Here is an 18826-nt window from a genome sequence, read left to right as displayed (position 1 = left end):
TCCTAGCTCTTTCAATATCCATTGTTCCATATTTGTGATAATAGATGCCAGAGGCGATTCTAGCAAGAACACACACTTGACTCTTTTTGTCAAGTTTTATGTTAAGAAAGATGTTTATAAAGCATAGCTTAAAAAAGGGGGGAGCCATACTCAAAGTCCCCCTTTTTTAAGGGGGATTTAGGGGGATCTCCGAGTTTGAAGACACGCCCTAGGGGGGCAAAATTCAGTATAAAAAAACTTTTCAGATATCCTCTAAATGTCACAAACTAAACATTAAGAGATAAAAATGCTTAAATTAGTTAATAATGGATGGAATATCAATTTTTTTTTGATGGCTACATCCTTACTCACACTTTTATCTTCTCAACCTGCCTTTGCTAATCAGGCATGTTCTACTGTTGATTTTAATGGTTCGGCTGCCAAGCTTCGTTATAGGAATGTACAAGGTGATGCAAGTAGCAGGACAATTTCCCAATCTAATTCAGTTAGAGGTTGGAGTTATAAAGGTCGTCTAGCTAGTTACGTTATATTCAACGGTAGTAAATCAGTTGTCATTGTAGAGGAATTTAATCCAGACACAGGACAATTCGGTCGTCAACTAGCGACTATTAATATTTCAAATAGTGATAGCATTCGCGGATGGGATTGGGATGAGGAAAAAGGAATAGCCTCATTTTTATTAGTAAATAGCTCAGGTACTTTCGTAGCTGTAGAAAAGTTTGGTCTATCAGGATTCGGTTCTCGAATAGCAACAGTAAAACTTTCTAATAGCGCTTTAAGTAAATTGGGTTCTTCTTGGACATGGGATGGTACCTTGGCTGAATACACTTTAAATGGTAGAACTAAAGTCGAATATTTTGATGGTGATTCTTGGGGTTCTCAACTTCCTAACAAGAGCTCATTTGTTGGGAATAATATAGTTGGAAGAAGTTGTTACTAAGAATGTAAACATTCAGCTTATGCGCAATGCGCATTGGCGCACGCTACGCGAACGGCGCACCCTAGGCGAAAGGGAACAGCCTGCATAGGTAAGCATTCGTTTAATCTCTATTACAGAAAGCTGATGGCTGATAGCTGAATGCTTAGATAACTACTAACTATTAATACTTAAAATCACATCGTTACCGCCACCACCGAGAATATCATCACCATCTCTCTCATCTAAGTAGTCGGACAAAAGTAAAATTAACTGTTGAAATAGGGAGCTGGGAGCAGGGAGCTGGGAGCAGGGAGCAGACGGACTTTTGGCAACTTTACACAAGTTAATACAGCGATGCAGAGGTGCGACCCGTGGCGAATTTAATTACGGGTCAAACGCACCATTACGGTCTTGGGGAGGCAGCGCGGTCTTGGGGAGGCAGCGCGGTCTTGGGGGTTTCCCCCATGAGCGACTGCCGTGGTCTCCCCCATGAGCGCTTTGCATCAAGAAGTGAGGTTGATTTTTGTCCAGGTACTTAGCTAATTCTGATCTTCTGTTGTAGAGGAAGAAGAAATTCCAGTGGCGATAATATTAGCGTTGATAGTAATAGCTAATTGTCCGTAAAGACTATCATTGCCACTACCACCAATTAGTCTATCATCTCCACGTCCACCTGCGATCGCATCATTACCTGCATTGCCGTTAAGCAAATCGTTGCCATTTTTGCCATCAATTAGATCATTACCATCCCCACTGTTGAGGGTATCGTTACCATCCCCACCGGTCAGAGTATCAGTAACGGTTGAGGGAATGGAGAAAGGGGAAAAAGACGATTAGAAATCTATAGAAAAATCTCTAGAAAATAAAAAAAGTACTCTCTGGAGTAACATGCTCCGGTAAAATGAAAACTATAATACCAAAACTGAAGAATTGTAAAGTAATATTAAGTAAAGGCATACATCGATTGAGTGTTTTTTCCTCTATGACCACCCAGTTTTTTGCTTCCCAGCGTGTCGAAATGACTGTGCCACAGGAATCTGTGCCGATTCAGCACTACTTGCGTCAGCCGGAACGGATAGTTTATGCGATCGCAGACCTGAATCGCATCCAACAACTGACTCAGAAGCGTTTTCGCCTGAAAATGAATCCATTACACTTTATGTCCTTGACATTTCAGCCCACGGTAGATCTGGAAGTGTGGGCAGAATCTGACGCTACCGTTCATCTGAGGTCTGTCGGTTGTAAAATTCTGGGATTGGACTATATAAATCAACGGTTTGCCCTAGAATTAACCGGAAAACTGCATCCTTGGGACGATCAAGGAGTGACTAAGCTCACCGGCAGAGCGGATTTAACTGTCAAGGTTGATGTGCCCTTACCTTTTTCCCTTACTCCCAAGCCAATCTTAGAAACCACTGGCAATGGTTTGCTCAAAAGCGTTTTGGTCAGGATTAAGCAAACATTGATGCACCAGCTGTTGTTGGATTATCGTCAATGGGCTCGCAATGGCACCCAGACAAATATTTATAGTCAGCAGCAACCACCAGGAGCTCCCGCCACCTAATCTAGCCATCGGTGTGGGAGATGGGGAGATGGGGAGATGGGGAGATGGGGAGATGGAGAGATGGAGAGATGGGGAGATGGGGAGATGGGGAGATGGGAAGATGGGGCGGGGGCGCGGTAAGTGTCCTGGGAATTTTTGCCTAATTCCAACCTATTACCTATTACCTCTTGCCTCTTGCCTTTCCTCTTGCCTCTTGCCTCTTGCCTCTTGCCTTTCCTTAAGGGAATATGTTCACCAAAATAATGGGTTTGAAGCCCCGTCCTTCTAGGACGGCTTTTCTTGATTCTTGATATATTCTTTCAGTACGGCTATAGGGGCTCCTCCAACAGAAGAAGCATAATAGCTAGGACTCCACAAAGCTGTTTTGCCATTTGGCTTTAAAAACCCTTTCTGTCCATATCTGCGACTTGAAACCCCTTTAAGACTGTTAACCATCTGAGATATTGATAATTTTGGAGGGTATTCAATGAGTACATGAATGTGATCAGACTCTCCATTGAACTCTTTGATATTAAAATTTATTTTTTTTGCTACTTCTTTGAATGATTCCTCTATAGCTGTAAGGCAAGCGGCGCGTTAATATTTTTTGGCGGTACTTGGTGACACAGATTAAATGCATCGGCAAACTAGTCAAGCTGTGCCTTTCTTTCCGGAATCCCATTGTCAAAACTTTTAGATTACACTATAATCCTACGTACAGAGAAATTAGGAGAAAACATGTGAAAGCCAGGTACAAGTACCGATTCTACCCTACAGACCAACAAAAGAATGACCTAGCCAGGCTGTTTGGTTGCGTCCGGGTAGTTTGGAACGATGCTCTGGCTATATGTAAAAACTCAGACAAGGTATTAAAGTCAGGGGAATTACAAAAACTAGTAATAACTCAAGCTAAAAAGACTGAAGAAAGACAGTGGTTGTCTGAGGTTTCAGTAGTTCCTTTGCAACAATCTGTAGCAGACATTGGGGTAGCTTTCAAGAACTTTTTTGATTCCTGGAAAGGTAAAAGAAAAGGAAATAAAGTTAATCCTCCAAGATTCAAGAAGAAGACTAGCAAACAAACAGCCAGGTTAACTCGCCGAGGATTTTCCATAAAGGGCGACAAGGTCTATCTAGCTAAAGTTGGAATAGTAAAACCAGTTTGGTCTAGAGACCTCCCTGATGACCCTAGTTCTGTGACTATCATTAAGGATTGTGTAAATAACTATTTTTTGAGTTTTGTGGTAGATATTGAGCCAGTTCAAATCAATGCTGATAACCAAAGTATTGGAATCGACCTAGGTATCAAGACTTTTGCTGCAATGAGCGATGGAAGTGAAGTTCAAAGTCCTGATTATTCAAAACTAGATCGCAAGCTAAGAAAAGCTCAAAAAAAGTTTGCCAAGCAGTCAAAAGGGTCAAATCGGAAAAACTTGACTCGACTAAGGATAGCTAAGATCCATAATGAAATAGCCAACAAAAGAAGCGACTTCTTACACAAACTGTCAAGCAAGGTGGTCAGCGAAAACCAAGTAATCGTCTTGGAAGATCTCAATGTGTCAGGGATGCTAAAGAACCGCAAAATATCTAGAGTAATAAGTCAACAAGGTTGGGCGGAATTTAGAACTCTGTGTGAAGCAAAATCAGAAAAATACGAAAGAGAATTTAGGGTTATTAGTCGTTGGGAACCAACTAGTCAAATCTGCTCAGATTGTGGTTTTAAATGGGGAAAATTAGATCTGTCTGTGCGCTCTGTACTTTGCGTGAGTTGCGGAGCTGAGCAAGATAGAGACATTAATGCGGCAAGAAACATAGAAAAGGTCGGCATGGGGCATCGGCACGACCATAAACGGACAAGGAGGGAAGGTAAGACTGCTTTTGTAGCGCGTCCCGATGATCTGTCAAGAATCACTGCCCTTCCAGGGCGGTGAGTATGTCAAAATCACCCTTAACCCTTAATCCTTGATATTTCCTTGTGACAAAAACTATTACTGATCTCCCCATTAAAGCTGGTATTGTTGGTACTGGGTTTGCGGCTAAGCTACGAGCTCAGACATTGCAAACGGATTCGCGATCGCATTTAGTGGCGGTCTGTGGTCATACCCCTGCCAAAACACAAGATTTTGCTGAAACCCACGGCACTACAGTGGTGGATTCCTGGCAGCAATTGGTAGAACACCCGGAGCTTGATCTAGTATTTATTAGCACGATTAATCGGGATCATGGCACAATTGCCCGTGCTGCCCTTAATGCCGGGAAACATGTTGTCACTGAATATCCCCTTTCCCTTGACCCCAAAGATGCCGAATCCCTGATTACCCTAGCCAACGCTAAGGGCAAGCTCCTCCATGTAGAACATATTGAGCTTTTAGGGGGCTTGCATCAAGCCTTGCGCCAATCTTTGCCCAAAATTGGTGAACCGGTTTATGCCCGTTACGTAACTATTGCGCCGAAACACCCTGCACCCCGGGGCTGGACATTCAATCTGGAACTATTTGGCTTTCCCTTCATTGCTGCTCTTTCTCGCATTCACCGCTTTACAGACTTGTTTGGTGAAGTCGCTTCTGTGTATTGTCAATCCCAATTTTGGGATGCTGCTGATCAGTACTTTACTGCTTGTCTATGTAATGCCCAACTGCGCTTTACTTGTGGTCTAATCGCAGATATTACCTATGGTAAAGGGGAAATGTTCTGGCAGAGGTTACGGAATTTTGAGGTGCATGGAAACCAAGGCACACTGCTGTTTGAGGGAGACCAAGGTAATCTGATTAAGGCAGAGGAAACCAAACCAATTGAAGTAGCAGGGCGACGGGGTTTGTTTCTTAAAGATACCGCTATGGTAATTGACCATCTAGTTAAAGGAACACCCCTGTATGTCTCGACCGTAGATAGTTGTTATACTCTCAAGGTTGCAGATGGATTACGTGAGTCCGCAGCTACAGGTCATGCGATCGCTTTAATTTAGTTTTAAGCTATCAGCTATCAGCTATCAGCTAATGCGCACACTAGTTGAGGTACTATCAGCTATCAGCTATCAGCTATCAGCTATCAGCTATCAGCTTTGGGCCTGTGGCGACGCTACTTTAGGTGCTTATGGGCTACGGGAAAGTCCCAGCGTCGTTCGCACAGCGTGGCCAAACGCGCACGCGTGGCCGAAAGGCCAAGGCCAAAGCCTGTGCCACGCTAAGCGAATGGCTCACGGCTGTTCGCGTAGCTTGAGCTAAAAGCTCACGGCTGACCGCTGAATGCTGACTGCTGAATGCTTACATTTATCATTTGGTAAAATTTATCGTCAACATTTTATACCATAAAATTGACAACGACGTTGTATAAATTACCTAAAGTATATAAATCTTAACAAATATTTTAAACTTCATTACAAAATCAGATATGCCCTTGGCATACCATGATATCTTCTGTAAGATACATCGAGTCGGGTTTCCTATGGGCTGATTGGACACGCAGCTTTCCCGCTCTCGAACTACCTAATGGTAAAGTTAGACAAGGAGGACACTTTGGATTTGCATTCTACTCAACCCCACAATGATCATGGTTGTGAAGGCATTAGCGATTATGTCGCCGAGCTTCAGTTTCACATGGCACTCCACGCCCGAAAATTAGTTCCTAACCTCACTACAGCAGCAGATAGTAGAGAGCAACTATTGCAGCAAACCCAAGCTAATTGTGAGAAACTGGCCTCCCGACAATCCCGTTCATAGAGATGAAGCCCTAGCGCGATTTGCAGCAATCAACGATTCTGTATACTGTAGCGCCTCTTGCCAAACCTGATAGCCAAGAGGCGTTAAATGTATGCCATCAGTTGTCAAGTTGTGCTGCATCTGACCTTTACTATCAGTAAACAACTTGTGAAGATTGAGATAGGCTGCTCCTTCTTGTTGAGCAATCTGAGCAATTTGTTGATTAAGATTACGAATGCGCTGATTAGAAATAGCAGTAGCTCGTGTCGGTAAAATCGACTGGATAATCAGTTGAGCTTGTGGGTGATTTTGCCGCAATTGACGGGTAATCTGGCGCAGATTATTGACAATAACTTGGTCGGTTTTCCCCTGACGCAAATCATTGATACCTGCCATCACATAAATTGTATCAGGACGAGTCTGGGAAAATGCCGATAATCGACTCAAAATTTGACTGGTATTCTCACCAGAAATCCCTTGATTGAGCCAAAGTTGATATTTAGGTAATCCCTGTGCCGGTAACCACAAACTTAGGGAATCTCCCACTACCATAGACAGACGATTGTTACCCTGTCCGTAGGCAACAGCTCTGGCTTCCTGTGCCAAGAGTTGTTTCCATTGCTGATAGGTAGGTTTGCTCAGAGGGACTCCTTTGTGATTTAATCCCTTTGCCCAAAACGATGAGAAACTATGAGCAGGTAAGCGAGTATAAAGTTTGCCAGCTCTGAGGGCAGCTAATCGTTGATAATACAGTTCCGTTCCCGACTTTGGTGAAGGAGTAGCAGGTCGATAGTTGGGTAAACTTTGCCGATACTTTACACCAAGTTTCGCCCCCCTAGCCCCCCAACTTTGCGGTGCGACCCGTGGCGAATTTAATTCGCCAACGGAAAGCGCACCGGAGGGGGAAATTGAGTTAAAGTCCCCCAGAATTGGGGGATTTAGGGGGCTTGCAGCTAAAGGTAGTGAGGTCAATTCATCTGAAAACGGCTGTAACAATTTAGCAGGGCTACGTTTCTGCCATTGACTACTAAATTGACTACTAAATTGAGGAGAGGAGGTTTCGACAGTGGTTTCTACAGTAGGGACAATCTTTTGACTAACCCGAGCCTGCAATGCTTTCTTAGCTGTTGACACTAACAGGGTTGAGAGGCGATCTGAGGGATTGGCAGGTAGGGGTGGTGGTGGTGGAGCAGACATTGCTCCACCAGTGAGTAGACTTGTTGTTAACAGATATAGATTGCTCATGATGTGCCCAGTTTCCTCTCTATACTCTTTTCACATCAAACAATCGAGGAAATCCGGACAACTTTGAAGCACGGCGTTGCTGAATTGAAGTATGAATGCCCGATCGTCTGGTTTTGGGAAAGCTCCCGTTGATCCGGTCAACTTTGGGGGACGAAAGAACGTTTTGTTCCCCCCCCAGTGTGCTTACAGTCGTCGAATTATATTCCCTGAAGGTGTGCTTTCCAATGGCCTGGGAACCTGGGAACCCGGCCTTGGGTCGCGCCACAGGTCGCACCGCAAAATTGACCCTGCTGGGGAAATATAAGTTAACATCCCAAACACTAATGCTGCCGTTGATAACGTTAAAAAACTCTAAAATGTTTTCCGACCTAATCACGGATTATTAGGGCTTTCAGGGTGTTAATAAATGTTTCGCCCCCAAAATCATCAACGCCCTACTGGTTATCGGATTTCGAAGTATGGTAACTTTTTCATTACACTCGATAAACACAAATATAAATACAAACACAAGGAGATACAAAATGGGAAATGCAATCATAAGAAAGTGGAGTGACAAAACCTACCCTGGATTCGAAGAACTTAAGAATTACATCGAGTCTTGTCAGGTAATTCAGTATCGGAACGATGAGGTACACAGAGATGATGACGGCAACCAGGTGATCTGGTTTAAGGATGCTCCAGGAGGAGATCCGTCGCGTGAAATGGAGGTTCTCCTGAATGTTCCCAAGTACCGGCACTTCCACAACCTGATGCCAGCGGGAACAGACCCGGTCACCGCTTTTTGCCAACTCATGGTACTCAGGTATCGTTCGCAGCTTAATCTCGACAACGAATTCGGTACATACTTGATTCGCTTCCATGTCTGGACAGACGTCTATGCGAATAAGAACGAAGCGCAGTTATCTCAACAGGTTATGTTCTCCTACTCAGTCGGGAGCAACAAGGAAAAGTTCCAAACAATCATCTGCTTGTAACAAGCGTCCCGGTAACGGTTGAGTGATACTAGCATTTTTGATCATCTTGATTGAGTTAAGATGCTCGTACTCAGAGCACAATCGCTGCTGCATCAAGAAACGAAAGGAGGCGTTAAAACCGCCTCCTTTCGTAACCGTTTGAATTCCCTTCTTTTAAGGAAAGGTCAACGAGCACCAATCCGAATCACATCTCCATCGAAGGTTGGGAGTGACAGCACAAAGGGATCAGTGGAATAGGTCAATGCCTGTTCTTCCAGAATACCGATGGCAATTTCTTCACCCATGCGCAAACTATCATAATAATCAGTAAAATAGTGAACGCCAGCCATATTGCGACCAATGGAAATATTGGCAGCGAGTTTGTTCAACTCACCCTCCAGAGTCAAAAAATCCCTCGTACGCTCTGAAACAAGTGTCGCCTCACCTTTCTTATAGGCAGATAGATCAGGGGCACGGAACACAATTCCCTGATCTTTGGGGCTATAGCGTTTAAATCTGATCTGTGTCCTTGCTTGTCCCGGTTTTGGGTTTTTGACTGGTGTTTCTACTAAAACTGCACTGGTATCAAAGAATGCCTTAAGCATGGTCACACATGCCCCAGCAACAGCGGCATGTCCTGCACCATAGGCAGGGTGCATGGGAGACCCTTCAGGAAATGCCATTGGTAGTAGATAATTCTGTGAGCCAGAGCCATTTTGATTGGCTAGTTCCAAAATCGACTTGAGAGTACCGTTGCTTTCTAGTTCACGTTCAAACCTTCTAATGTACTTGATTAATGCTCTGGGTACACTAGCTTTAGCTTGATTAGGTAGCTCTTGAAATCGCCGTAATAGTTCAATCCGGGCTGCCAATGCCTCTGGTCGCAGGCGAATATGGTTATTGAACTTCTGGAAGCGAACAGCTTTGAGTGCTCGTGTCGCTACTTCGGTAACCAAAGTTAAGATGTGTGGACCGCCATAGAGGGCAAAACCACCAGCATTGCGACGGGTTGCTGGATTAGCTGCTGCCACACCACCCCCAGAAAGATGATCAAAAACGGGATCGAAGGGTGTTTGCATCCCCAGGAGAATGATGCAAGCGTTGAGATAAGGTTCATAAAGAGCGTCGTAATGAACATAGGTTGCTAAATCCCGGGGAGTGGAGATAAATCGACGAGCTGGACGATCTGGTAGCTTAGGGTTTTGATCATTCTCTAAAACATAGGTTTCTCTGTCTTGCTTAATTCCACGCTGAACCAAGACATAGTCTTCCATGTTGGTCATGTAATCTTGGCAGGGTGTTGCAATGGGAACCTTTTGATCAATTTGCAAAGCACCATAGGTAATTTTCCCCTCTGCAACGTTGCCACCACCATTGAGATCAACATTACCTATCAGTAGAAACTGAGAGAGATAGGGGCCGACTTCCACTCCTGGAGAAGAGCCTCGGAATACATTTTGCTCATCAAGCTTGCCTCTGGAATTTACCTTCCTCGGTCGTTCAGTTTGGTTGCGAATATAGTCGAGGGCATTGAGACGATTGATTGAACTCTCGATTTTGCTATTCGCTCCTCTTTTCTCAAAGTCATTGAGGGGCTGATCCCGCAGTATGGCTAATTCGTAGACCTCTGCTATCTCAAAAATTAGCTCTGGGTTAGCCTTACCGCTAGCATCCATTAACGGTGGTGCTGGAGGCATGGTAACCGCTTGTGGATCGGGTCCGTTTAGCTCAAAGACAACCCCTGCAGTTGGTGCTTGCCATTGTCTAAATTGCTCAAGCAGATCAGGGTTAGTCTCAGGTTTAATAGTGTAGTCTTGACCTGTAAATACTACCTCAAATTTGGCACCATGACGTACCCGATCAGAGAAGGGATCAATAAAGCCATCGTCCACTGCACGGCGAAACTCCACAAAATCCTGTGGGTCTTGTAGTAGCCCTGTATCAGGATTGTGAGGTAGCCCTTTGGTAAAGGACATAAAATACTGATCATCAGCATGTCGCTGTTCATCCCCATTGGCTTTATGGGTAGGATAGTCACGACTTCTGGCTAGTTTTGCAGCGTCAAGGCGAACGTCAAAAGACTTCTCTGAACGATTTGCCATGCTAATCTCCTTAGGGAAAAGAATTTTGATATGTTTTTAAGATGTCTATTCAAATCTAAAAAGTAATTTATGACTCTGACAGTACCCACAAGGGTACTTTTTTCAGGAAAAAAAATCGGTTGGTTTGTAAGGATTTAGCCGTTGGCCGTAGGCCACGCTACTTGAGGTGCTGTCAGCCGTCAGCCGTCAGCCGTCAGCCACAGGCTCACGCTAGGCGAACAGCTTAAAATAAACCTCTGCCCTTGAGAATTTTATAGTTCGAGATTAATGAGAATGAAAGTCTTGGAAAAAGCCCTACAACTAATCCTTAACAAAATACCAGTAGCTCAATTCTTCCAAAGAAATATGATTCTCTGGCTGTGGATCACGGAAATAGGAATGGATCGGAAGTAATTCCGCAGCAGGATTGGCTGATGCTTCAGAAACAATCTGTTTGATTCGACTCAAGTAGTTTAAAGCGGTGCTATCCCAGGTGTAATATTCCAAAACATACTGCTGACAACGTTTCTGTAACCTTTGCCACAGTTTTTGATCACAAAGTATTTCCCTGATGCCTCTAGCAATATCTGCTGTATTGTTGGGATCAACTAACATCCCATAGTCTTCATCCCCGACTTTTAAACTTTCACTGATACCACTATTTTTTGTTACCACTATCGGTAATCCAGCTGCTGCTGCTTCTAAAGGAGCAAGACCAAAGGGTTCAAACAGGGAGGTAAGAGTAAACACCGAACCACGCTGAGCAAAATACCGATAGGAGGCGGCTAATGCTGGTTGATCGGGTACTGAGAAAGCGCTAATTTTACCCCACAAATTTTTTTCTCGTACTACTTCCCGGATTGGACCTATTACTAGTTTTTCGGTCTGTTGATCGTGGACTTTTTCTTGCAAGGGGTTATCCAATCCACCAGTAATCAGCACCACATTGGCTTTCTGTTGCACTATCACATCATCAGCAAATGCTTGCACCAAACCTAGGAGGTTTTTCTTGGGATCTAAACGGCTGGATGCCAAGATAGCTGGTAGATTGCGCCGTGACTCACTGATGTCCCGGCGCAATCGCTCTTCAATCAGTTGATAAGTCGCTTGTTCATTATTAGCGATCGCATCGGAACCAAAAACAGAAGCATTCACTCCCGGTGCAATCACGGCAAATCGATGATCATCTTCTATATCCACTGCTCCACGATAAGCATGATGACTGTACTGTTGGAACCGCTCTTGTGCCGTATTAGTAATATTGAGGGCTGAGTGGTTCATGCTCAACCGTTCGGCTAGGATCCGGTATCGGAAATTGTAATAGTGATCAATTTCCGCCAGATTCTCTGGAGTGACGTGGAGTTTATCCATTTTTTGAGCCCCTAGGGAATGACCTGTGAAAGTAAAAGGTATCCCGGTCTGTTGCTCAATCAGCACTCCACACAGTCCCCCATCACTATAGTGGGTAGTCATGATATCAGGGAATCGACCTTCCTCTCGATAAAACTCCAGGATGTTTGGTACCCAGTCTTGGACGAGATAGGGCCATAACAACTCCTTGCGCAGGAACTCTTGTGGTCCGGCTGGCAATCGGATAATCCGAAGGTTGTCTACACTCCCATAGCCATCAAATTTCTCGGCAAATTCTGGCCAATCCGGATCAATGATGTGGCGGGTGAGAATATCTACTTGGTGACCTTGTTTTGCGATCGCATCTGCCACTTGCCTGACATAGACCAACTGACCACCGAAATCGGGATGTTCGCTAATGTAGCTATTTTTATGGTCAAAATTACCGTGAGGGTTGAGAAATCCAATGTGCATCACACTGACTCGAATAAAAACAAACTGTTACCAAACCCTGACAATTCCTAGGATTGACAATCCGGGTTGAGCTTGTTTTGGGGCTCTTATGTTAATTAAAAATTAAACTTATCATTTTATTATGAAATTGGGTGGTTTTCACGACACACTTAATACTTTTTAATGTTAAATTATATTAAGAAGCATCGGGAAACACGAGATCTGTTGCATAAATAGCCAACAACAGCGTGATAACTACCAAGAAATCCGGGAATGTGAGAGCCCCTTCTTTCTAAGGAGGGGATGAAACAGACGCGGCGGGTTTCAACCCGCCGTATCCATTCAAGTAAGTTATAATAAGTAAGGAGGTGATATAAATATGTACAGAACAATTCCAATCAAAGCGAAATTCACGGACGAAGAAAATGCTTTTTGGTTATTTCAGTGCGAACAGGCCAATAGTTTGTGGAATTGTGCCACCTATTACTCCAAGCAAAAACATTATAGTTGGTTGGAGCAGCAACCAGAAGCATTTACAACTTACTGGCGCGGAGACGATCTAAGGTACGGATGGAAAACGTACAAGTGCGCTGTGAAGTATGCTGAGCTATGTAAAAGCCTTAAAGAAAACCCTCATTACAAGGCGATGGCGGCTCAATCAGCGCAACAAAACCTCAAAACTGTAGCCGAGTCAATTGCTAGCTATAACCAATTAGTCGGCCTTTACTATAAAGGTCAGGTAGATAGACCAAAGCTGATCAGGTATCGCCAAAAAGGTGGTCTAGCTGCTGTTACCTTTCCTCGCCAGGCACTTACTTACAAAAAAGGTTTATTTTATCCGTCTATTAGCAAAGAAAGTAAGCCAGAATTACTTACTGAAATCACCTTAGAGCCACCATGGTTCATAGATCCAGACTGGGTAAAAGAGGTAACCATTCGCCCATATCTAGGACAGCTCTGGATCGATTGGGTTATTGATAATGGAAAGCAACCAGTAGAACAAAATTCTAATTTAGATTATTCTCAAGCTTGGAGCTTTGATCATGGTGGAGATAATTGGCTGACCGGAGTTTCAACTCATGGGAAAAGCCTAATTATTGATGGCAGAAAGCTCAAATCTCTGAATCAGGGTTATGCCCGGTTGGTTGCTAAGTACAAAGCCGGAAAGCCTGAGTTTTATTGGGATGCGAACCTGGATAGGGTTCAAAGAAAACGCAATAACCAGATGCGTGATGGGATCAACAAGGCTGCCCGTTTTATTATCAATCGGTGTTTGAGTGATCGTATTGGAAATCTAATTATTGGGTGGAATGAACGACAAAAAGATTCAATAAATATGGGGCGACGGGGAAATCAAAACTTCGTCGTAATTCCCACTAAAAGACTCATTGAGCGATTAAAGCAACTAGCCTGCGAATATGGAATAAAACTAACAGTTACCGAAGAAGCGTACACCAGTAAAGCGTCTTACCTAGATGACGACAGCCTCCCAAAACATGGTGAAAAACCCCAAGGATGGACACCGTCAGGAAAACGGGTAAAGCGTGGAATGTACAAAACTTCTTTTGGTGACCTGGTAAATGCGGATTGCAATGGTGCCGCCAATATCGCCAGGAAAGTAGCCACACAGTTAGGTCTCGACCTTACCAAGGTGGGTAGAGGGAGCTTGACACTCCCACATCGATATGATCTTTTTGGATCTCTGTCTAGATCATATCGAACAAGATGTGGAGCGGCACGGTTTCAACCTGCCGCGTAACAACCTTGTAGAATCCCCCGTGTTTCAACCGGGGGAGATGTCAAGATAGTTACCTCCTAAAAACTGACTTTTACAAAAGGTCTACGGTTAAGGCAGGGACGTTATTCGTAATCAATCGTAAACAAATTCAGGAGAGGTAAGACATTCTATGGTTAGTTCTATGGTTAGTTCTATGGTTAGTGAAGCAAAGACCCAATCTCCTCACCATGTGGTCATTGTTGGTGGCGGATTTGGTGGACTCTATGCTGCTCAGGCTCTGAGAAAGGCACCAGTGAAAGTAACTCTAATCGATAAACGGAACTTTCATTTGTTCCAGCCCCTACTCTACCAAGTGGCTACCGGGGGCTTATCCGCTGGTGATATTTCCTCACCCCTGCGGGCAATCCTGAGTCACCAGAAAAATACTCAAGTGCTGATGGGGAAAGTAATTGGTCTTGACCCCAACCAGAAAACCGTTCAACTAGCAGACAAAGAAATATCTTACGACTCCCTGATCGTGGCCACTGGCGTTAGCCACCACTACTTCGGTAATGATCAATGGGCAAAAGACGCTCCTGGTTTGAAAACCATTGAAGATGCCCTAGACATTAGACGTCGCATTTATTCTGCCTTTGAAGCGGCAGAAAAAGAAACTGACCCCGAGAAACGTCGCGCTTGGTTGACCTTTGTGTTGGTAGGAGGCGGACCAACTGGAGTGGAATTAGCCGGGGCGATGGCAGAGTTGGCCTACAACACCTTAAAAGATGACTTCCGCGATATTGATACGTCCGAAGCGAGGATTGTGCTGTTGGAAGGGATGGATCGGATTTTGCCTCCTTACCCACCGGAGTTATCAGTAAAAGCCCAAAATTCTCTGGAACGGTTAGGGGTGACAGTACAGACAAAGACTCTAGTTACTAATATTGATAATGATATAGTTACCATGCGTCGAGGAGAGCAGGTAGAGGAAATTAACGCCAAAACTGTTCTGTGGGCAGCAGGGATGAAAGCATCTGCCATGGGCAAGGCGCTAGCAAAGGCTACTGGTGTCGAGTTAGACCGGGCTGGACGGGTGATAGTACAACCGGATATGAGCTTGGCAGGACATCCGGATATTTTTGTGATTGGTGATTTGGCGAATTTCTCTCATCAAACCGGTAAGCCCCTACCAGGAGTTGCGCCAGTGGCGATGCAACAAGGCAAGTATGTCTCTACTCTGATTCAGAAGCGCCTCAAGGAGGAGACAGTAGCGGATTTCCATTATCAGGATTATGGTAATTTAGCGGTGATTGGACGGAATGCCGCAGTAGTGGATTTGGGGTTTGTTAAGTTCTCTGGTTTCCCCGCTTGGCTAGCCTGGATTTTTATCCACATCTTCTTCCTGATTGAATTTGATAATAAGTTGCTGGTAATGATTCAGTGGGCATGGCATTACCTTACCTTTAAGCGCGGGGTTCGTTTGATTACCAACCTTGAGGAAGAACCAGCAGGGAATTTCGAGGAGAGAAGAGATTATCGGACGCCGGTACAGGTGTAGGGGTTTAGGGATTAGGGATTTAGGTAAGCTATCAGCTTAAGCGCTACGCGCACGCTACTTGAGGTGCTATCAGCTATCAGCTTTTACATAAAATAAACTGACGGCTGACCGCTGACCACTGACGGCTGACGGCTGACCACTGACCCTTACACTAGGCATTAAGTACTAAAACCATTAACCTAAACTTTAATCCCTAATACCATTAACCTGATCCATGAGTCAGATTTCCTCTAAAGCATCTACTCCTTCGTCAATTAATCTATTGGAGCAACCAGCCGCTTGGCTGTACAGTTTCTGGAAATTTTCTCGTCCCCATACGATTATTGGGACGAGTTTAAGTATTTTTGCCCTCTATCCCATTGCCGTTTCCATGACTAACAGTGGTTGGACTTGGCAAGGATTCGGTCAACTGCTGGGAGCTTGGATTGCTTGTTTGTGCGGTAATGTCTATATTGTAGGACTAAATCAAGTCCACGATGTGGAGATTGACCGGATTAATAAGCCCCATCTTCCCATTGCTGCAGGGGAGTTTTCTCTGCAACTAGGTCAGGGGATTGTGGCGGTAACTGGTATCCTAGCGCTAGTGTTTGCTTGGTTATTGGGACCTTGGTTGTTGTTGATGGTCAGTATTAGTTTGGCAATTGGTACATGCTATTCCTTGCCACCGATCCGGCTAAAGCGGTTTCCCTTTTGGGCAGCGCTATGTATTTTTTCAGTACGGGGAGCAATCGTTAATTTAGGTCTGTTTGTACACTTTAGTTGGGCATTGCAACAGGGACAAGTGATGATGCCCACCGCAGCAGTGTGGGCATTGACCTGGTTTATCTTAGTCTTTACCGTTGCGATCGCAATATTCAAAGATGTCCCAGATATCGATGGGGATAAGCTTTTCAATATCACTACCTTTACCATCCGCCTCGGTAAATTGGCGGTATTTAATATAGCACGGGGAGTAATTACTGCTTGCTATCTGGCGATGGTGCTAGCTAGTCTGCTGCTCCTCGGTTCAGTAAATATCCTCTTCTTGGTAGGAACCCATCTGGTGGCATTAGCAGTAATGTGGTGGCGCTCTTACCAGGTAGACTTGGAGGATAAAAATGCGATCGCTAGTTTTTATCAGTTTATCTGGAAACTCTTTTTCCTGGAATATTTGATTTTCCCAGCGGCTTGTCTTTTTAGACTATAGGGTTTCTCAATCAATCGAATCAACAGCGCGTCAGCCGTCAGCCGTCAGCCGTCAGCCGTCAGCCGTCAGCTGTCAGCCGTCAGCCGTCAGCCGTCAGCCGTCAGCCGTCAGCCGTCAGCCGTCAGCCGTCAGCTTATTTTATTCAAAAGCACCTCAAGTAGCCTGCCCGTAGTGCATAAGCTGATAACTGATAGCTAATAGCTGATACGCGACACGCTGATACGCGACACGCTGATAGCTGAATACTTACAAAAAAATAGCCGTAGAAATACTATCCACGGCTATTTCAACTCCACAATAAGTCCGTTGAAATTGTTGTTAGGTGCGCTGCATCGCTATGTCACTCAGTTCCCAAACCTAACCTGATGTGATCCTATTTGAGCAGACTGTAACCTTTAAATGGGGGGGAAACCCCCTTTCAAGGGTATGTTTTTTAGATTTCGGCATTCGCCTAGGTATTATTCAACAGAAATACATTTTGAAACCCAAACCCCAGCAAGGATTTGAGTATTAAAAAAAAATCATTAAGTGACTACTTCTGCTTAATAGCTATCGCCTGATGGGGCGATAGCTATTAAGAAACACATTTTGAAACCCAAACCTCAGAAAGGATTTGATATTTCTTGGAAAAATGTGTTTCTGACTACTGTTGGTAGTGGCCATCCCCGAAGCGTCAGGGGCTGAGATATTGTACCAACTTGAAAATTATGTGTAATGGTCGGGGAACTATTGACTTGGAAACTTTGGGGATAGTCACACAGAGCAACTGTTGGAGTACTGAAATTCATTTTGTAGACTGGCGTTACCCAGGTTGTTTTCTACTGGCGGCACCATGACTTACCAGCGCCCGGGACGGAGCTCCCTAAATTAAATAGTAGTCAGAAACAGGAAATTTATCAAATGTGTTTGATAACAGTAAAATAACTATTGTGCATTAACGCCGAGTTAGAGCAATTCCCTGTGAACAAAAATCGTCCAATTGCTTATCAACAATGGTTACGGGTGGTTATCAAAAAAATGCCTCATTTAAGTAAACCACAAGCAGTAGTATTAGGAATGTGGAGCTTTGCGATTGCCATGACTCATCATTGTGGTTTATCTACTGCGGTTGTGTTTTTGGGGGAAATTCTAGAGCAACCAGAGAAAACGATCCGAGAAAGATTAAGGCAGTGGTACAATGGTAGGGTCGATAAAAACGGAATAAAACGAAGGTAAATCCAGGTCGAAAATAGCTTTGTACCATTGTTACGCGCTTATATTAAGTTGGTGGTCATCAGAGGAAAAAAGTTTAGTATTAGCTGCGGATGCTTCTACATTGGTAGCGCGTTTTACTTTATTAGTTATTAGTGTGGTTTATCGAGGTTGTGGAATCCCTGTAGCGAGCGAAAATACTCAGAGCAAACGAAAAAGGCAGTTGGAAACCCTACTGGCTCAAACTCTTAGATTCTCTTCAAGAGGGTGTTCCTTCCGACTGGTTGGTGATTGTCACTACAGACAGAGGTTTATACGCTGATTGGTTGTATGAAGCGATTGAACAATTGGGTTGGCATCCATTTATGCGTATTAACCATCAAGGATATTATCAATCCTCACCACAGGAACAATTTGTTCCTCTTTCAGGATTAATTACTCAAGTGGGGCAATCTTGGAGTGGAAGCGATGCAGCGCGGTCTTGGGGAGGCAGCGCGGTCTTGGGGAGGCAGCGCGGTCTTGGGGAGGCAGCGCGGTCTTGGGGAGGCAGCGCGGTCTTGGGGGTTTCCCCCACTCGCGCTTTGCCGTGGTCCCCCCCACTCGCGCTTTGCCGTGGTTCCCCCCACTCGCGCTTTGCCGTGGTTTCCCCCACTCGCGCTTTGCATCAAGACAAGGTAACTTGTTTGAAAACCAACAGTCTGTCTTGCACTCTTTTAGCTCAATGGGATTCTGGCTATGCCGATCCTTGGCTAATAGTAACAGATTTGAGTCCTCAACAAGCACAAAGAAAGTTGGTATGGTATGCGCGGTTGGATTGAATGTCTTTTCAAGGATATCAAACGAGGTGGTTTTGGTTGGCATCACACTAAAATGAATGACCCTGGCCAAAAGGCCACGCTACGCGAACAACGCGCAGAACGTCTCTGGTTAGCCAT

18 protein-coding genes and 1 pseudogene are annotated in these 18826 nt (G+C 44.5%); 13 read left to right on the top strand and 6 right to left on the bottom strand.

Translation table 11 applies throughout. The features are described 5' to 3' along the window. Positions 1–286 precede the first annotated feature (286 nt). On the top strand, positions 287–940 hold the full coding sequence (locus F6K63_RS34425) for a hypothetical protein (RefSeq protein WP_287314615.1): 654 nt from the start codon (positions 287–289) through the stop codon (positions 938–940). A 153-nt stretch (positions 941–1093) separates the two neighbouring features. Here the strand turns inward: F6K63_RS34425 and F6K63_RS34420 are convergent, their stop codons facing one another. Beyond that, on the bottom strand, positions 1094–1261 hold the full coding sequence (locus F6K63_RS34420; protein ID WP_008188845.1) for a hypothetical protein: 168 nt from the start codon (positions 1259–1261) through the stop codon (positions 1094–1096). Positions 1262–1290: 29 nt separating this feature from the next. On the opposite strand from F6K63_RS34420, the gene F6K63_RS34415 reads away from it, so the two are divergent. Continuing rightward, positions 1291–1458: a hypothetical protein gene (locus tag F6K63_RS34415; RefSeq protein WP_154659932.1), complete on the top strand. Its 168-nt coding sequence runs from the start codon at positions 1291–1293 to the stop codon at positions 1456–1458. On the opposite strand, the gene F6K63_RS34410 is transcribed toward F6K63_RS34415, so the two are convergent. Then, complete coding sequence (locus tag F6K63_RS34410) at positions 1459–1629, bottom strand: hemolysin-type calcium-binding repeat protein (protein ID WP_008188843.1); 171 nt, start codon at positions 1627–1629, stop codon at positions 1459–1461. Positions 1630–1901: 272 nt separating this feature from the next. On the opposite strand from F6K63_RS34410, the gene F6K63_RS34400 reads away from it, so the two are divergent. Continuing rightward, positions 1902–2483 carry a DUF1997 domain-containing protein gene (locus tag F6K63_RS34400; protein WP_008188841.1) on the top strand — a complete coding sequence of 194 codons (582 nt, stop codon included), beginning with the start codon at positions 1902–1904 and terminating at the stop codon, positions 2481–2483. After that, a complete protein-coding gene (locus tag F6K63_RS34395; protein WP_154659931.1) occupies positions 2425–2751 on the top strand; it encodes a hypothetical protein in 327 nt (108 codons plus the stop codon). The genes F6K63_RS34400 and F6K63_RS34395 overlap by 59 nt, the downstream gene beginning before the upstream one ends. Here F6K63_RS34395 and tnpA read toward each other — a convergent pair. Then, positions 2748–3144, bottom strand: a pseudogene (gene tnpA / locus F6K63_RS34390) (IS200/IS605 family transposase). The gene F6K63_RS34395 and the pseudogene tnpA overlap by 4 nt on opposite strands. Before the next feature lie 58 nt (positions 3145–3202). Here tnpA and F6K63_RS34385 point away from each other — a divergent pair. The 3 genes from F6K63_RS34385 (at position 3203) to F6K63_RS34375 (ending at position 6178) form a co-directional block, all read left to right on the top strand. Further along, the gene (locus F6K63_RS34385) at positions 3203–4390 is read left to right on the top strand and encodes an RNA-guided endonuclease InsQ/TnpB family protein (protein WP_044494974.1); all 1188 of its coding nucleotides are present in this window, start codon (positions 3203–3205) and stop codon (positions 4388–4390) included. Positions 4391–4434: 44 nt separating this feature from the next. Next, positions 4435–5424 (top strand): Gfo/Idh/MocA family protein, encoded by a 990-nt coding sequence (locus F6K63_RS34380; protein WP_008188835.1) that lies wholly within the window; start codon positions 4435–4437, stop codon positions 5422–5424. A gap of 550 nt (positions 5425–5974) precedes the next feature. Next, positions 5975–6178, top strand: coding sequence for a hypothetical protein (locus tag F6K63_RS34375; protein ID WP_044495006.1), 204 nt, complete (start codon positions 5975–5977; stop codon positions 6176–6178). Here the strand turns inward: F6K63_RS34375 and F6K63_RS34370 are convergent. Further along, complete coding sequence (locus F6K63_RS34370) at positions 6173–7402, bottom strand: GDSL-type esterase/lipase family protein (RefSeq protein WP_287314614.1); 1230 nt, start codon at positions 7400–7402, stop codon at positions 6173–6175. The two genes, F6K63_RS34375 and F6K63_RS34370, sit on opposite strands and share 6 nt — an antisense overlap. A 521-nt stretch (positions 7403–7923) precedes the next feature. On the opposite strand from F6K63_RS34370, the gene F6K63_RS34365 reads away from it, so the two are divergent. Then, positions 7924–8376, top strand: coding sequence for a hypothetical protein (locus F6K63_RS34365; protein WP_287314612.1), 453 nt, complete (start codon positions 7924–7926; stop codon positions 8374–8376). 164 nt (positions 8377–8540) lie between these two features. On the opposite strand, the gene F6K63_RS34360 is transcribed toward F6K63_RS34365, so the two are convergent. Both F6K63_RS34360 and F6K63_RS34355 read right to left on the bottom strand, forming a co-directional pair. Continuing rightward, a complete protein-coding gene (locus tag F6K63_RS34360; RefSeq protein ID WP_287314611.1) occupies positions 8541–10457 on the bottom strand; it encodes a phosphatase PAP2 family protein in 1917 nt (638 codons plus the stop codon). Between the two features lie 300 nt (positions 10458–10757). Next, positions 10758–12260 (bottom strand): glycosyltransferase, encoded by a 1503-nt coding sequence (locus tag F6K63_RS34355; RefSeq protein WP_287314609.1) that lies wholly within the window; start codon positions 12258–12260, stop codon positions 10758–10760. Positions 12261–12618: 358 nt separating this feature from the next. On the opposite strand from F6K63_RS34355, the gene F6K63_RS34350 reads away from it, so the two are divergent. The 5 genes from F6K63_RS34350 (at position 12619) to F6K63_RS34330 (ending at position 18709) form a co-directional block, all read left to right on the top strand. Next, positions 12619–13998: an RNA-guided endonuclease InsQ/TnpB family protein gene (locus tag F6K63_RS34350; RefSeq protein WP_071105084.1), complete on the top strand. Its 1380-nt coding sequence runs from the start codon at positions 12619–12621 to the stop codon at positions 13996–13998. Between the two features lie 172 nt (positions 13999–14170). Next, on the top strand, positions 14171–15514 hold the full coding sequence (locus F6K63_RS34345) for an NAD(P)/FAD-dependent oxidoreductase (RefSeq protein ID WP_071107882.1): 1344 nt from the start codon (positions 14171–14173) through the stop codon (positions 15512–15514). A gap of 214 nt (positions 15515–15728) precedes the next feature. Then, on the top strand, positions 15729–16700 hold the full coding sequence (locus F6K63_RS34340) for a homogentisate phytyltransferase (protein WP_287314606.1): 972 nt from the start codon (positions 15729–15731) through the stop codon (positions 16698–16700). A 960-nt stretch (positions 16701–17660) separates the two neighbouring features. Next, a complete protein-coding gene (locus F6K63_RS34335) occupies positions 17661–17915 on the top strand; it encodes a hypothetical protein (RefSeq protein WP_287314604.1) in 255 nt (84 codons plus the stop codon). Between the two features lie 263 nt (positions 17916–18178). After that, positions 18179–18709 carry a hypothetical protein gene (locus F6K63_RS34330; protein ID WP_287314603.1) on the top strand — a complete coding sequence of 177 codons (531 nt, stop codon included), beginning with the start codon at positions 18179–18181 and terminating at the stop codon, positions 18707–18709. Positions 18710–18826 lie beyond the last annotated feature (117 nt).

It is taken from the genome of Moorena sp. SIO1G6 (assembly GCF_010672795.1).
In the GTDB taxonomy this organism is placed as follows: domain Bacteria; phylum Cyanobacteriota; class Cyanobacteriia; order Cyanobacteriales; family Coleofasciculaceae; genus Moorena; species Moorena producens.
Note: the sequence above shows the minus strand (reverse complement) of the source record. Positions and strands in the feature narration are given on the sequence as shown.

Coding starts and splice junctions, on each gene's coding strand:
- F6K63_RS34425 (WP_287314615.1), top strand. CDS start 287: ATGCTTAAATTAGTTAATAATGGATGGAATATCAATTTTTTTTTGATG.
- F6K63_RS34400 (WP_008188841.1), top strand. CDS start 1,902: ATGACCACCCAGTTTTTTGCTTCCCAGCGTGTCGAAATGACTGTGCCA.
- F6K63_RS34395 (WP_154659931.1), top strand. CDS start 2,425: ATGGCACCCAGACAAATATTTATAGTCAGCAGCAACCACCAGGAGCTC.
- F6K63_RS34370 (WP_287314614.1), bottom strand. CDS start 7,402: ATGAGCAATCTATATCTGTTAACAACAAGTCTACTCACTGGTGGAGCA.
- F6K63_RS34365 (WP_287314612.1), top strand. CDS start 7,924: ATGGGAAATGCAATCATAAGAAAGTGGAGTGACAAAACCTACCCTGGA.
- F6K63_RS34360 (WP_287314611.1), bottom strand. CDS start 10,457: ATGGCAAATCGTTCAGAGAAGTCTTTTGACGTTCGCCTTGACGCTGCA.
- F6K63_RS34355 (WP_287314609.1), bottom strand. CDS start 12,260: ATGCACATTGGATTTCTCAACCCTCACGGTAATTTTGACCATAAAAAT.
- F6K63_RS34350 (WP_071105084.1), top strand. CDS start 12,619: ATGTACAGAACAATTCCAATCAAAGCGAAATTCACGGACGAAGAAAAT.
- F6K63_RS34345 (WP_071107882.1), top strand. CDS start 14,171: ATGGTTAGTGAAGCAAAGACCCAATCTCCTCACCATGTGGTCATTGTT.
- F6K63_RS34340 (WP_287314606.1), top strand. CDS start 15,729: ATGAGTCAGATTTCCTCTAAAGCATCTACTCCTTCGTCAATTAATCTA.